At 59.3% G+C, this 13,915-nt stretch carries 12 protein-coding genes; 5 read left to right on the top strand and 7 right to left on the bottom strand.

The window, feature by feature from the left end; all coding sequences use genetic code 11:
• The first annotated feature begins 175 nt into the window (after positions 1–175).
• Complete coding sequence (locus E2F43_RS17725; protein WP_133215160.1) at positions 176–517, top strand: hypothetical protein; 342 nt, start codon at positions 176–178, stop codon at positions 515–517.
• A gap of 57 nt (positions 518–574) precedes the next feature.
• On the opposite strand, the gene E2F43_RS17720 is transcribed toward E2F43_RS17725, so the two are convergent.
• Together E2F43_RS17720 and E2F43_RS17715 are read right to left on the bottom strand one after the other, a co-directional pair.
• Positions 575–3,724, bottom strand: coding sequence for an HD domain-containing phosphohydrolase (locus E2F43_RS17720; protein ID WP_133215158.1), 3,150 nt, complete (start codon positions 3,722–3,724; stop codon positions 575–577).
• Between the two features lie 128 nt (positions 3,725–3,852).
• Positions 3,853–6,129, bottom strand: coding sequence for an Ig-like domain-containing protein (locus E2F43_RS17715; protein WP_133215156.1), 2,277 nt, complete (start codon positions 6,127–6,129; stop codon positions 3,853–3,855).
• Between the two features lie 335 nt (positions 6,130–6,464).
• Here E2F43_RS17715 and E2F43_RS17710 point away from each other — a divergent pair, with 335 nt between their 5' ends.
• Genes E2F43_RS17710 through E2F43_RS17695 form a run of 4 tightly spaced genes read left to right on the top strand, consistent with a single transcriptional unit; the run spans position 6,465 to position 8,892 of the window.
• On the top strand, positions 6,465–7,301 hold the full coding sequence (locus E2F43_RS17710; RefSeq protein ID WP_238947008.1) for a glycosyltransferase family 2 protein: 837 nt from the start codon (positions 6,465–6,467) through the stop codon (positions 7,299–7,301).
• Between the two features lie 52 nt (positions 7,302–7,353).
• Positions 7,354–8,031, top strand: a complete 678-nt coding sequence (locus E2F43_RS17705; RefSeq protein WP_133215152.1) for a hypothetical protein — start codon at positions 7,354–7,356, stop codon at positions 8,029–8,031.
• 52 nt (positions 8,032–8,083) lie between these two features.
• A complete protein-coding gene (rimI, locus tag E2F43_RS17700) occupies positions 8,084–8,491 on the top strand; it encodes a ribosomal protein S18-alanine N-acetyltransferase (protein ID WP_133215150.1) in 408 nt (135 codons plus the stop codon).
• A 2-nt stretch (positions 8,492–8,493) separates the two neighbouring features.
• Positions 8,494–8,892: a hypothetical protein gene (locus E2F43_RS17695; RefSeq protein WP_238947002.1), complete on the top strand. Its 399-nt coding sequence runs from the start codon at positions 8,494–8,496 to the stop codon at positions 8,890–8,892.
• Here E2F43_RS17695 and E2F43_RS17690 read toward each other — a convergent pair.
• From E2F43_RS17690 to rsxB, 5 genes are read right to left on the bottom strand one after another with little or no spacing between them, the layout of a single operon-like run.
• Complete coding sequence (locus E2F43_RS17690) at positions 8,889–9,602, bottom strand: electron transport complex subunit E (RefSeq protein ID WP_133215148.1); 714 nt, start codon at positions 9,600–9,602, stop codon at positions 8,889–8,891. The genes E2F43_RS17695 and E2F43_RS17690 overlap by 4 nt on opposite strands.
• Positions 9,599–10,249 (bottom strand): electron transport complex subunit RsxG, encoded by a 651-nt coding sequence (gene rsxG, locus E2F43_RS17685; protein WP_133215146.1) that lies wholly within the window; start codon positions 10,247–10,249, stop codon positions 9,599–9,601. Before rsxG ends, E2F43_RS17690 begins: the two co-directional genes overlap by 4 nt.
• Complete coding sequence (rsxD, locus tag E2F43_RS17680) at positions 10,249–11,277, bottom strand: electron transport complex subunit RsxD (RefSeq protein ID WP_133215144.1); 1,029 nt, start codon at positions 11,275–11,277, stop codon at positions 10,249–10,251. The genes rsxG and rsxD overlap by 1 nt, the downstream gene beginning before the upstream one ends.
• 1 nt (position 11,278) lies before the next feature.
• Entirely contained in the window at positions 11,279–13,306 is a 2,028-nt protein-coding gene (gene rsxC, locus E2F43_RS17675) for an electron transport complex subunit RsxC (protein ID WP_133215142.1), read from the bottom strand.
• Entirely contained in the window at positions 13,303–13,914 is a 612-nt protein-coding gene (rsxB, locus tag E2F43_RS17670) for an electron transport complex subunit RsxB (protein ID WP_133215140.1), read from the bottom strand. The genes rsxC and rsxB overlap by 4 nt, the downstream gene beginning before the upstream one ends.
• Position 13,915 lies beyond the last annotated feature (1 nt).

Below are 13,915 nucleotides of genomic sequence, written 5' to 3'. Positions count from 1 at the left end.
GCGGGATTTTTTTATGGGTCGGTTGGCCTTTTACACATGGCAATGACCTACGGTCAAACCCGGTAAAGCGGGGCAGGCCCTTGCCAGGCACCCGCAGATTTGGGGTCAGAGTAAAAACCCCGTCGCATTGCGGGCAGGCCAGGCGATAGTGAAGGGGTTTTTACTCTGACCCCAAATGTTACGAAGAAAAATTGCCAACTCCATCACAGAACAGGATACCTCCTGTGCTGGCCGCGCCCGGCAAACTGGTCTACGCTTTACCCTCACGGCTATCAACAACAGCGGAGTTCTGTTTATGCGCAGCACCATTCTTGCAGTTTCAGTAGCGGCCCTTCTGGCAGGCTGCTCCACCCACGGCGTCGTGCATTACTCGCCCTATGATCTGGATCGCAATGGTGTACTCGATGCGCGTTGTCCCGGCGTGGAATACGATACCAGTGACAATACGCTTTACGGCTGGCGCTCGCGTGCTTCCGGCGAATGTGCAGAACAGGCGCCGCTGGAGGAAGAAAGCTAACTTCGATGATCTTCCCGGACTGCAGCCAGCAGGTCCGGGAAATACCCTTCCGGCAGTTCAGCCCAGGTATTGCTGAATATTCACTTCATCCAATTGGTCTGGTTGCAGATACGCGCGCGCATATTCCAGATACACGCCTTCCTTGAGAAACAACTCGAAACAGTCACGATCCAGGTGATTGTCTTCCACCATCTTGTGCAGAATATCGATGGCGACGCTGACCGGCTTGGCTTTTTTGTAGGGCCGGTCTGAAGCGGTGAGTGCTTCGAACACGTCGGCGACGGCGAGAATGCGCTCGGGTATGCTCAGTTGATCACCCGGCAGTTTGCGCGGGTAGCCGCTGCCTTTCATTGTTTCATGGTGGGTTGACGCATACCGTGGCACATTCTTCAATTCTTCGGGAAAAGGCAGGCTCTCCAGCATTTTGATGGTGCTTATCATGTGTTCGTTAATCTTGAAGCGATCTTCAGCGGTGAGCGTGCCCCGGGATACCGACAGGTTGTAGACTTCACCCAGGTTGTACTGGTGCTCGGGCACCTCCATATTGATGCCCAGTTTGGGGTCATAATCGGTGGAGCGGGTGCGTTTGATGATGTGTTCAGGCTTGTCGGCGAGCAGATTTTCTTCCACTGGGAGCTCCGTCAAGTCTGCCGGCTGACGCAACTCTTCAACCGGCGACAACCCCAATTGATTGTCGAAACGGCGCTGCCAGGTCTTCTCGGCGATCTTCAGCAACCGTGTCTGCTTGTCTTCGTCCAGGAATTCGCCGCCGACGTTGCACTCCGCCACAAAGGCAAACTCTTCCTGTAGCTCTTGCTGGGCTCTTTCCAGTGCAGCTTGATACTCCGCCTTGTTCGCCGGATTGCGTTGTACTGCGGCCCAGTAATCAAGTTCCTTATCCCGGGACAGCACCTCGAAGCGCATGCGGACCTCATGAATCCTGTTGTAGATGGTTTCGAGCTTGCTGCCCTTGTCGACGATATGTTCCGGGGTGGTGATCTTGCCGCAATCATGCAGCCAGGCTGCGATACGGTATTCACGCCATTGCTCATCATCCCTCAGTGCAAACTCCCGGAAGGGTCCAGCTTCGCTTCTGGTCGCGGCATCTGCCAGCATCAATGCCAGCTCGGGCACCCGTTCACAATGACCGCCGGTATAGGGAGACTTGTCGTCGATCGCCTGGGCAATCAGGCGTATGAACGCGTCCATCAAATCCCGCTGGGCCTTCTCGTGTGCGCGGATGGAGGCTACCATGTCTACCATTGATTCGGAGAGTTCATCCAGTTCCTTGACTCGCGATTCGACCCGCTGCACTTCGTCAAATTCGAGTCTCCTGACCTTGTCATTTTCGTCAGCCAATTGCCTGACGGGCCGTACGATCGGGTTGGCGAACAGCCAGGAAAGCGGCAGGATCAGGAGTAGAATGCCAGCCGTGAAGGCAAGGCTGATAAAGAGGTTTTCCAGAAAGGGTGCCATTACCGCAGATACCGGAGTGACAATACCCACGAACATGGCACCTTCGTTGGTTCCAGTGGGGCTCGCGAACAATACGTGCTCTTCGCCCGCAATGTCTGTGCTCAGCAGTTGCCCGTGTCTTGTCGGGTCGGCAGCAACCTCAATCAGCAGGCTTGATGGCACAGTATTCGACGCGGAGACTGTTTCCGAGTCGTAGTCACCCAGCCAGGTCTCCTCCAGATAGCTGCGCTGCTCTGCCCCGATCGATAATATAACCCGGTCCAGAAGTGTTCTGAGTAAAGGCGCCTCCTTTGGCGAAAGAATGTAGGACGCGCTCTGATCCTGCTGCAGGCCAAGATCGATACCATCGTGAAAGCGTAAGCCAGACATAAAGTAGTGCTTAATGAGGTACCGCAGGATCATTTCATTATCCAGAGCCGCATAAACCTCGCCCGCAAGTACTTTCTCAATCGCATCAAGACAGGATTCAGCGTCGATTACCTGAATACCCGGCCAGCTCTCCCTGATTAATGCGGCTACCGTCCAGCCGCGAGGTATCGCGAGGGTGGTTCCGTTCAGCCGTGCCAGGCTGTCAAGCGGATCCACCGTATCCAGGGTGAGCAGTGCCATGGGCAGGGACAAGTGTGACGCGCCCCTGAGCCCCCAGTCCCGGTTTTCGGGGGAAAGTGCGATAGGATGCAGTAAATCGATTTCACCCTCCCGGAAGAGCTGGGTCAGTTCTTCCCAGGTATAGCCGTTCTCAAATTTGATCGGAATATCCAGTGACTGTGAGATCATGCGAATCACATCAACCGAGTAACCGCGGGGTTCACCCTGCTGGGCATAGTCCAGCGGTGGCCAGTCCAGCTCGTTTGACGCGATCAGGGTGCCCAGGCTATCCAGGTATTCGCGCTCCCCGCGGCTGATGCTGACCTTTGGCGAGGGCAGTTCGGTAGTATCTCCACGCTGGGTAAGGTTTGAGGCGATGACTCTGCCATTTACGTCATAGAGGTAGAGGCCACTGTTGTCAGCGAGGGCGTGATCGGCCAGAAAGTCGGAAAGAGTGTCCAGCGTTATATCGATTGCAACCACTGAATCTGATCCGGCGACCCGTTTGGAGACGGTGAGTCCGGGGCTGTCCAACTGGGCGAACAGATAGGGTTTCGATACCTCCACCGCCCCGGAGGTAACCGCCGTCTGGTACCAGGGACGCAGGGCGGCGTTGTAATCGGTCGCCTCATCACGCGATACTCGAACCTGAAGCCTGTCATCCAGGTACTGGTAAGTTCGGAATTGCTGGCCAGCCCTGCGTTCCACACGCATGATCAGCCATCGGTCCCGCGGCAGGGCCCGCATCTTTTTACGCGCTTTGTCATTACTGTTCAGGTTAATCAGTTCGAACAGGCTGCCATCGGGGCGGCCGACATAGACCCCGTAAAGCATCGGATTTTTTTCAAGGACAGGGATGAATATGCCGAGCAGGGCAGCTTCCCGCTCGGGGTCGGCGAGGTCGGGGTTGTCTGCCAACAGGTCTATGACGTTGTGGTTGATCCGGTTGATTGCGTTGACTTCAGACGCGACGCTGGTGGCTGTAGTCGCGTAGAGCTCCGCCGCAGCCTGTCGCGCCATTTTTTCGCTGAAATAGTATTGCAGGCCCAGCGCCACCAGTGCGGTCAGCGCTGTGGCGACAACAAAGACCGAGACCACGGTCAGGCGGATCGTGGTCTGTACTCTACCGTTTACTCTGTTCATCAACTGATTTTGCCCAGGAGCAATTCACTGCTGATCAGAGTATAGAGCACACAGCCGCTGCGGGGCCCGGAAATACGGCCAAAAAAAGCCGCGTCAATCGACGCGGCTTGTTGGCAAGTTTTTTGAGATCAGCCCCCGGGGCACAGCTCCACATTGGGATCGCAGGGCTCGGGATCAACCGGCTCGGGCTCTGGCGTGCAGGGCCAGGACTCTGAGTAGTCCGGACCTCCATCACTGGGGGAGAGGGTAATGGTCACTTCGCCTGCTTCGTCACCCACGCCACTCTGGGAGAAGCTGATCGCAAACGCGCCGGGCGCCGTGGTGTTGGGTACTTCAAAGCTGTCCTTACCGGTAATCTCACAGCTGCCACTGGCCTCGATGTTCACTGTCGAGCCGCCGGTGGGCTTGCTGTTGAAAAGATCAGAGACATAGGCGGTATAAGTGCCGCCGTTGTAGCTGGTGCTGCTGGCCGGGGTACGCCCGCGGTAGAGGGCGATATCCCAGTTGGGGTCGGTGGACAGGATCAGAACTGCGCTGTCGTTGACGTTCAGCAGCTGGCGGCTGCAGTAGACGCCATCGCCTTCTTTCGGGCAGAGCAGGCCGTTGTACATTGCCTCCACGCCTTCGTCCGGGTAACCGTTCAATTCGTCGTCGCCATTGGCATCGAACACGCCGTTGCTGTTGAAATCGGTGAATATCTCTTCAGAACCGGCCTTACAGGTCAGGCTATTGGGACTATTGTTGCATGAGGTCGTGGCCTGATCGTAAAAACCGTTTTCATTAATGTCCAGGAACGCCTCCGACAGGTTGGCAAAGCGCTCACCCCGGTCGTAGATACCGTTGGCGTTGCTATCAATGAAGGACTCTTCGCCGATAGCGGTCACCAGGATGGTAGAGCGTCCACCGCGAATCATACCCAGGTCGTCGGGGCAGGGGCCGCTGGATCCGTTATGGCTGGGGCAGCTATAGCCCGGATCATTGATGGTCACCACCAGATCCTGGTTCTCATTCAGCGTGGGGATTCGCGGAGCCTGGCTGTTCCAGACCACGCTGCACTGGCCACCCACGGTTTCACAGGAGGGCTGAATGGCACCGTATTCGGTGGTAAATACTGCAGCAGTGCCGTCCGGTACCGGGTTGTTGAATTTATCGGCCATGCGCACGGTCAGCGTGCGGGTGACACCGTCCTTGGTCATGCCTTCCTCGACGACGAAGTTGCCGTCAACAGACAGGGAGATGGAGTTCTGGTCGGGGAGACCCGTGCTGACGGTCAGCACATCCGACACGGCGGAGACCTCACCGAGTTCGCCGGCATCGGCTGTCGCGACAACGCGAACGACAGTGGCCACGTCACCTGAGGAGACCACGGTTGACACGGTGCCGTCTTCAGCGGTGGTCCCGCTTTTCGGCGAGAAACTGAGGCCGCCAACGTCAGTAGTCAGGCTGAAGGCGATGTCCACGCCCTCCAGTGGCTGCGCGTTGGAATCCACCGCCTGGAATGTGACCTCTGACTTTTCCTGACGGGTGGGGCCGCCGCCTGTGCCCTTGAGCACGATGAGGTTGGGCACGGCACTGACAAATGTCAGGCCGTTGGCCACGGTGTCGGAAATCTCGATGGTGCCGAACGCCTGGGCGCCCACGCCGATGACCTCAGCCGTCAATTGGTCCAGGCCCTGACAACCGTCCGCGGTGTAGGTCACCTCAACGCGACCAGCAACTACAGGAATGGGATTGGCGGGGCTGAGATTGGCATCGCCAATGTCCAGGCACAGGCTGCTGATGTTAATGCTTTCGGCGGTGCCGATCGGCAGGCCGTTGCGGTCGACGATTGCCAGGGACAGAATCGCCTCACCTTTGGCGGCGATCGGGCCATCCGGGGCGATGCCGATTTCCGCGTCGAAGTAGGTTGATCCCTGCAAGTGGCCAAGACGCAGATCCCCAACCCCGATCTGGAAGTTGACGGACCTCTCTACCACCGCGCCTTGCGGATCTTCAACCGACACGGTAATGGTACCGGCGCCGCGATCCTGGCCGGCGCGCACGGTGAAGGTAACCGCGCCTTCAGCGTTGGTCAGCCCATTGCCGCTGGATGGATCGAGCAAGCCGCTGCTGGTGGAGGCAGTGACGATAACACTGGGGACAGGCCGGCCATTGGCATTTTTCTCAGTGACCAGCACTTGCAGGGTTCCGGGTTCATTGGCGGTGACTATGCTGCTTTCTTCGCCCTGGGAGTTGCGCAGTGCAAGCTGGATGAAATACGTGTCGGTATCGGCATCGCCGCCAGAACCACCATCGCCCTTGAAGCCGCCGCCTCCGCCCCCCCCACCACCGCAGGCGGCGATGGCCAGTATCATGGTCAGAGCGACAGCCATACGGCTGCTGAAAGTGGCGAATCGATTAGTCATCTTGGTCCCCTATTGCCCACTGTCCAGTGAGTCTTAATATCGTGATTCGGCTTCTTCTGATTCTCGGTTGAAAAACCAGTGTGTCAACCATTCACTTGCCTACATTTTTACAGCTTATCACGGCGCCAGCCAAAAACCCCGTATTAGCTAGCGACCAGTAACTTCGAGGAGGATTTTCGTCACTCCACTATCCAAATAATAGAGGGATGGCATCGTTATTAAAGAAAAATATCAGGAAAAGTTCTAAAACTTCCCATTCCGCGGTCATTCAACAGAATCGGGCCGCAGAGCGGGTCAGCGGCGACCTGTCAATGCGGAGCTGCTAACATGGCGTGATGCAGCCAGAATCCACCCCTTTGCCCCGCCTGACCGTGACCATTGTGGTCTTCAACAGCCCACTGCCGTTGCTGGTGCGAACCTTGCGCAGCCTTGTCGCGGCCTGCGCCCCCCTGCGGGGCCGTTCTGTGAGTGAGGTCAGTATCCAGTTGGTGGATAACGGCTCGGCAACCCGGTACAAGCGAGAACTGGAGCAGAGCCTCGCCGGCGAGAAATGGCCGGGTGTCACCCTCGATTCGCTCGATGAGAACCGTGGCTTTGGTGCGGGACAAAACCGGGCACTGGTCGCAGGTGTGGGTGACATTCACCTGGTGCTCAATCCGGATGTGGAACTCGCCGCCGATGCGCTGCAACGGGGCCTGGACATTATGAGCGAGGACAGCTCGCTGGTGTTGTTGAGTCCCGCGGCACGCGGAGATGGCGGGGAACCGGAATTTCTCTGTAAGCGCTACCCCTCGGTGGCGGTACTGGCGCTGCGGGCCTTTTTGCCGGGCCTGGGCCGGCGCCTGTTTCCATCGCTCATGTCACGCTATGACATGAGCGACGTCTGCGGGAACGGGCAGCCGGTGGAAGTGCCGCTTGCCAGTGGCTGTTTCATGTTGCTCAGGGGAAGTGCCTTCGCGGAGGTGGGAGGGTTTGACGAGTCATTCTTTCTCTACTTCGAAGATTTTGACCTCTCGCTGCGGCTGGGGCAACTGGGTAGCCTGCGTTACGAGCCCAGCGTACGCATTGTCCACCACGGCGGCTACGCCGCCAGCAAAGGCTGGCGACACCTGAAGCTGTTTGTCCGTTCCGGCTGGCAGTTTTTCAATCGCCACGGCTGGCGCTGGATATAGCAGAGGGGGCAAAGCTGGTACCATGGCAGGCAGTGATTGCAGCGGGATCAACATGAACGAAATCGACAGACTGCGTTACCTGCAAGCCATGGGGGTTGACGGCTATGTTTCCCGGGGGCAACTGGCGGGCGCGCTGCCCACCCAGCGGCTTGTGCTGGTGCCTGCCCGGGGCACTGGGGCAGAGCACCCCGAGCCGGAGTCGCCAACGGCACGTCCGGCTCACATGCCGCGGCTGGACGTTGTCGGCAAGCAGTCATCCTCGCCTGCCGTCGTCGACAGACAGGCCAGGCGCCAATCTGACGCGCCAACCGTGCGGTTCAGCCTGGCGGCGGTGTTTTCCGGCGGTATCGCCTGGGTTGAATCCCTGGGCGACAGGCCGCTGGCGCGGGAGCAGGTGCAACTGATCCAGGGCATGGCCCGAGCGGTGCACGGCAGTGTCGACGCTCCAACAGTGGCCCAGTTTGACTGGCCCATACATAACAACCCCCAGTTGGATCAGGGGGAGACGGCCGCCCGCGCCGGTGTACAGGCCTTCCTGTTGCGTCATATCGAGGAACAGAAGTGCCGGGGGCTGGTCATCCTGGGTGAGGAGGCATCCGCTTATGTCGATGCCGGCGGCCTGGGTGACCTCGCCCGGGTAAGCACACTCAGTACCCTGCAGATGATTGAACAACCTGCCAGCAAGCGGCAGGTCTGGTCGGATTTGCAGCCATTGGTTCTGCGTGCCTGAAAATCGTCCGCAGCATATCAGGAAGGCGGTTCCCGAGGATATTCGACCACTGATGGCGCTCGACAGAGCGGTGTCCGCCAGTCCCTGGAGTGAACAGGTCCTGGCCCCCTATTTACGCTCATCGTCGGCGGACACACACGTCGCACTGGTACTGGAGGTAGCTGGAGAACTGGCCGGTTTTCTGTTTTACACCCGGCTGCTGGACGAGGCCAATATCGATAATTTGGCGGTTGCGCAGGATCACCAGGGGAAGGGCTGTGCCACGGCCCTGCTCGCTGCCGGCCTGCGGGAGATGTCAGCAGGCGGTCTGGTACGCTGCCTGCTGGAAGTCCGCAAATCCAATGTTGCGGCGCGGGCACTTTATGAGAACAATGGCTTTGTTGTCGACGGGATCAGGCCCCGTTACTACAAAACCGCGCGGGGCCGTGAAGACGCCCTGCTGATGTCCAGGAGGTTATAAGCTTGGCGTTCAATGTGCTGGAAACAGAGTGGTGGAACCTGGCGGTTCCCCCGGAGTGGTGGGCCGAGTCCGAGGAGGAGAGCATTCTCATCGGCGACCACGATGGCGTCGGCTGTATCGAAATTTCTACCCTGCACAAGGACGAGGGTGAATTCAGCCGCGAGGAGGTTGCGCAAATTGCCCGTGACGAGGCCGAGCAGCAATTGCAGTGGGAAACCCTGAGCCTGGGTGAATTTTTCGGCGTCCGCGCCGATTATCAGGAAGAAGGCGTGGCGATTCGCGAATGGTACCTTGCCAATGGCTCCATGATGTTGTTCATCACCTACAGTTGTGATGAAGAAAACCGCGGCATGGACGATGCTGCGGTAGACGAAATTCTGGATACGCTGTTGCTGTCCTAACTGATGGTGCCCGTTACCCGCACCCGCTTGGAGCCTTTGACCGGTTTTTCTTTCATCGCGTCCATGCGCGACTGGATGCGCGCATCGATCAGGTTTTTAACGGCAATAATCAAACCGGTAAAAATGAAAGCTCCTGGAGGAAGTATCGCCAGCAGGAACGGCTGGTAGTCCTCGATCAATACGATTTTCCAGCTTTCAGCCGCCGGGCCGAACAGCAGGTCCATGTCCGCCAACAGGGCGCCGGTTCCGGCCAGTTCACGCAGGGCGCCCAGCAGTACCAGAATCAGGCCGAACCCCAGGCCCATAATCAGGCCGTCATAGATGGCAGGCAGCAGGCTGTTCTTGCAGGCAAAGGCCTCGGCGCGGCCGAGAATCACGCAATTGGTGGTGATCAACGGCAGGAATATGCCCAGTATCTGGTACAGCTCATAGGCGTAGGCCTGCATCAGTAGTTCAATGCAGGTCACCGCGGAGGCGATAATCATTACGAATGCCGGCAGGCGCACAGCGTCGGAGACGATATTGCGAATCAACGAGACGGCTGTGTTGGACGTGATAAGCACCAGACAGGTCGCCAGTGAAAGCCCGATGGCATTGACCACGGAGCCGGTCACCGCCAGCAGCGGGCACAGCCCCAGCAACTGGACGATCGCCGGGTTGTTTTTCCACAGGCCGTTGAGTGAAAGTTCCCGGTAACTGACGTCAGTCATGACGATGCTCCTCCACTGGGGGCCTTGTCCTCGCTGCCGTAGAGGGCTGCGCTGTTTTCCCGGGCGTATTCCAGCGCCCTGCGAGTGGCGCCCACCACGGCCCTGGGAGTAATTGTGGCGCCGGTAAAGGCGTCGAACACGCCACCATCTTTTTTAACCGCCCAGCCATCTGCCGCAGGATTGTCAAGGGAGCGGCCGTTAAACCCCAGCAACCAGTCACTTTTCGCCAGGTCAACCTTGTCTCCCAGCCCGGGGGTTTCCTTGTGGGTCAGGGTGCGGACTCCGGCGACGGTGCCGTCGGCGTTAACGCCGACGATCAACTGTATGTCACCGCTGTAACCGTCACGCGCGGTGACAGGAATAATGGCTGCCACCACCTCGCCGGCAGATTTTGCCAGGTAAATGCGCTTGTCTTCCCGCAGTCCAAGCTTGGCTGTTGCAGGGCCCACCGGCAGGGTGTCGTCCAGCATGGAGTTATCATGTCGCTCCCTGGGCACGACCTGCAGCAGTGCTTTTTCTTCGGCCTTGCGGATTTCTGCAGCAATCCGCTCCTTGGTCATCAAATAGCTACCTGCCAGCAGCAGGCCGGTAGCCACGGCGAACAGTGCCAGCAGCAGGGAATTGCGGGTCATTGATTTCCCGAGCATCAGCCGTCACTCCGGTTGCTGGCATGGCCGTAGGTGCGCGGTTGGGTGTACTGGTCGATAAACGGCGCGGCGAGATTCATGATCAGCACGGCGAAGGCGACTGCGTCCGGGTAATTGCCGAATACCCGGATGAGATAGACCAGTATGCCAATCAGGCCCCCGAATACCAGCCTGCCCCGGTTCGAAACCGCGGAACTGACCGGGTCAGTGATGATGAAAAAGGCACCTAACATGGTGGCTCCGCTCAGCAGGTGGAACAGCGGGGAGCCGCCACTGGCGCTGCTGCCGCCGTCATAGAACAGGGCCGACATCAGCGTCAGGGTGGTGAGCATGGCAACCGGCGCGTGCCAGGTGTAGATGCGCTGGTAAAGTAACCACAGGCCTCCCGCCAGAAACGCCAGGTTTGCCCACTCCCAGCCCAGGCCCGCCCAGCGGCCGAACTGAACATTCTGTTGCCAGAGGTCTTCCAGCAACAGGCTGTTGTTTTGCTTGAGCACATCCAGTGGGGTCGCCATGGTAACCCCATCGAAGCTTGCCGGGGTAAAGCAGGCTTGCAGGGCCTCCAGCAGTCCCGGCAGTTCGCCGGTACCCCGCGGCGGCGCCCAGCTTGTCATCTGCACCGGAAAGGAGATGAGCAGCACCACGTAGCCTACCATGGCAGGATTGAACGGGTTGTAGCCCATGCCGCCATAGAGGTGTTTGGCCAGCAGGATGGCGGCGGCGATGCCCACCGCAATCAGCCACCATGGCGAGTAGGGCGGCAGGGCGATACCGAGCAGCACCGCAGTAACCAGCGCGCTGTAGTCACCGAGATAAAACCCGAGCGGTCGTTTGCGCAGCCTCAGTGCCAGCGCCTCAAAGCCCAGGGCGAGGATGGAAGCCCAGGCGATATTAACCAGCACACCGAAACCGAAGAAGTGGGTCAGTACGATGATGCCCGGTACAGTGGCCAACAGCACATTCTGCATGACCCGGCTGGTCGTCATGGGACCGTGGGCGTGGGGCGATGTGATCCGCATTAACGCCACGTCAGGAAGCCTCCGCCTCTGCCAGTGCTGAGCGCGCTTCAGCGACCTTGTCCTTTAACCGTTCGACGGTGGATTCCAGTGCGGTAATGATTTTTTCCTCTTCTCCTGCGGCGCGACTCTGTTCCAGTCGTGCCTCCGACTTGGCCAGTCGTGCTTCCAGCTTGGCCAGGTTGTCCCGGGCTTTTTGTTCCGGTGATTTATCCGCTTCTGCAGCACGGGCTGCCATGGCTTTCTTGATCGCTGCCTGGGCGGCGTCTACCTCGGGCTCTGCGGTTACAGGTTCAGTAGAGGGGTTTGCCCGGTGATAGTCCGCCAGTGCCGTTTCTGCCGCCTCCAGTTTCGCGCGGGTTTTGTCGACGCCGGTCTGCAGGGCGCTGACCAGGTCCGACCCTTCTTCCATAGCGGCAGCCAGCTTCTTCTCCGCTGTGTCCAGGCGCTTGCGGGTGGTCTGCACCGCCTTTTCCAGCTTTTCTGCTTCACTTTCGCCGCCCGCCCCGGCGGCCTGGGCAGCTTTCTTGGCTTTGGCCCGCTCGATGGCAGCCTGGATGGGGTCTTCGCCGGCTCCACCCTGCTCGGCCGCCAATCGGGCTTTTTCTTCTGCCGCTTTTTTGCGAGCGGCGCGCTTGGCCTCTTTCTCCGCCGCTTCCCGTTCCAGGCGTGCCTGGCGAGCCTCGAAGCGAATCCGCGAGTGTTCGGACTTTTCGGCGTCCCGGCGCATTTGCACCACCTCGGCTTTCGCCGCCCGGTAATACTGCACCAGTGGAATATTGCTTGGGCAGACGTAGGAGCAGGCGCCGCATTCAATGCAGTCGAACAGGTTATGCTGCTCTGCCTTCTCGAATTCCCGGCCCTGGGCAAACCAGTACAGTTGTTGCGGCAGCAGGCTGGCGGGGCATGCCTCGGCACACATGCCACAGCGTATGCAGGCCTGGGCTGGTGGCGGCGTGGGTAGTTCGGCTTCGCTTGGCGCCAGCAGGCAGTTGGTGGTTTTTACGATGGGTACCTGGGGATCGGGAACGGTAAAACCCATCATCGGCCCACCCATGATCAGGCGCTTGTTGCCGTCCGGCTGGTAGCCGGCCTGCTGCAGCAGATAACTCATGGAGGTGCCCAGCAGGACCTCGTAGTTGCGCGGTTCCTGCACGCTCTCGCCGGTGACTGTGGTGATGCGCGAAATGAGTGGTCGACCATCGATAATCGCATCGCGAATGGCGACAGTGGAGCCCACGTTCTGGCAGACAATACCGATATCTGCGGGCAGGCCGCCGCTGGGTACCTGCTTGCCGGTGAGAATCTCTATTAACTGTTTCTCGCCCCCGGAGGGGTACTTGGTGGGGAATACCACCACTTCGATTGCCGTGCCCTGCGCCGCAGCCTGCAGGGCGGCAATGCTCTCGGGCTTGTTATCCTCAACGCCAATCAGGGTTTCATCAGGCTGGACGATACAGGAGAGAATCTCCGTGCCCTCGATGATCTGGGCAGCCCGCTCCCGCATCAGTTCGTCGTCGGCGGTGATGTAAGGTTCACACTCGGTGCCATTGATAATCAGCGTGGTTATTTTTGCGTCCGGTTTGACCGCAAGTTTTACTGCGGTCGGAAAGCCTGCCCCCCCCATTCCGGCGATACCCGCGTTGCGGATCCTGCTCAGTAGCTCACTGCGTTCGACCTGGCGGTAGTCAGCCAGGCCGCTGTGCTCGATCCATTCGTCCTTGCCGTCACTGGCCAGGATGATACAGCGGGCGCTCAACCCGGAGGGGTGGGCAACCTGTCGGTCCTCAATGGCCCTGATCGTGCCTGAAGTCGGCGCGTGGATGGGAACGCTGACAAAGCCAGCCGGCTCCGCGATCTGCTGCCCCTTCAGTACATGTTGGCCCACTTCCACTATCGGTACTGCCGGGGCACCAATATGCTGGGACAGGGGCAGAACCAGTTCCGCAGGTATGCCCGCCTGCGCGATAGGGGAACCGAGGGACTGGTGCTTGTTTTCCGGCGGGTGAATGCCGCCGTGAAAGCCGAAGACTTTTCTCATGCCGCTTCCTCGGCCGGAGTGGCGTCGGTGGCGATGATATCGACCCTGCGGCCGGGCTCGGGTAAGTCCCAGGTCCAGGTCTGCAGGGATTGTTCCTCGGGAATCATGTCGATGCAGTCAACCGGGCAGGGTTCAACACACAGGTCGCAGCCGGTGCATTCGCTCGCGATCACCGTGTGCATATGCTTGGCAGCACCGAGAATGGCATCCACCGGGCAGGCCTGGATGCACTTGGTACAACCGATGCACTCGGCCTCGCGGATATGGGCGATTTTTTTGACGTCCTCTTCGCCGTGCTCCTCATCCAGCGGGATTGGCTCCATATCCAGCAGGTCGGCCAACGCCTGAACGCCGGCCTGGCCGCCGGGTGGACACTTGTTAATGGCCTCACCCGCGGCAATGGCTTCGGCGTAGGGCCGGCATCCGGGGTGACCGCACTGGCCACACTGGGTTTGTGGCAGTATTTCGTTGATCTGGTCGACAATGGGGTTGCCTTCCGTCTTGAATCGCTCAGCGGCGTAGCCCAGCAGGGCGCCGAAGACCGCGCCCAGGCCGACCAGCGCGAACAGGGCGGCGAGCAGAGGCTGTTGGGCGATAAATTCGTACACC

It is taken from the genome of Seongchinamella unica (assembly GCF_004354085.1).
Lineage (GTDB): Bacteria > Pseudomonadota > Gammaproteobacteria > Pseudomonadales > Halieaceae > Halioglobus > Halioglobus unicus.
Note: the sequence above shows the minus strand (reverse complement) of the source record. Positions and strands in the feature narration are given on the sequence as shown.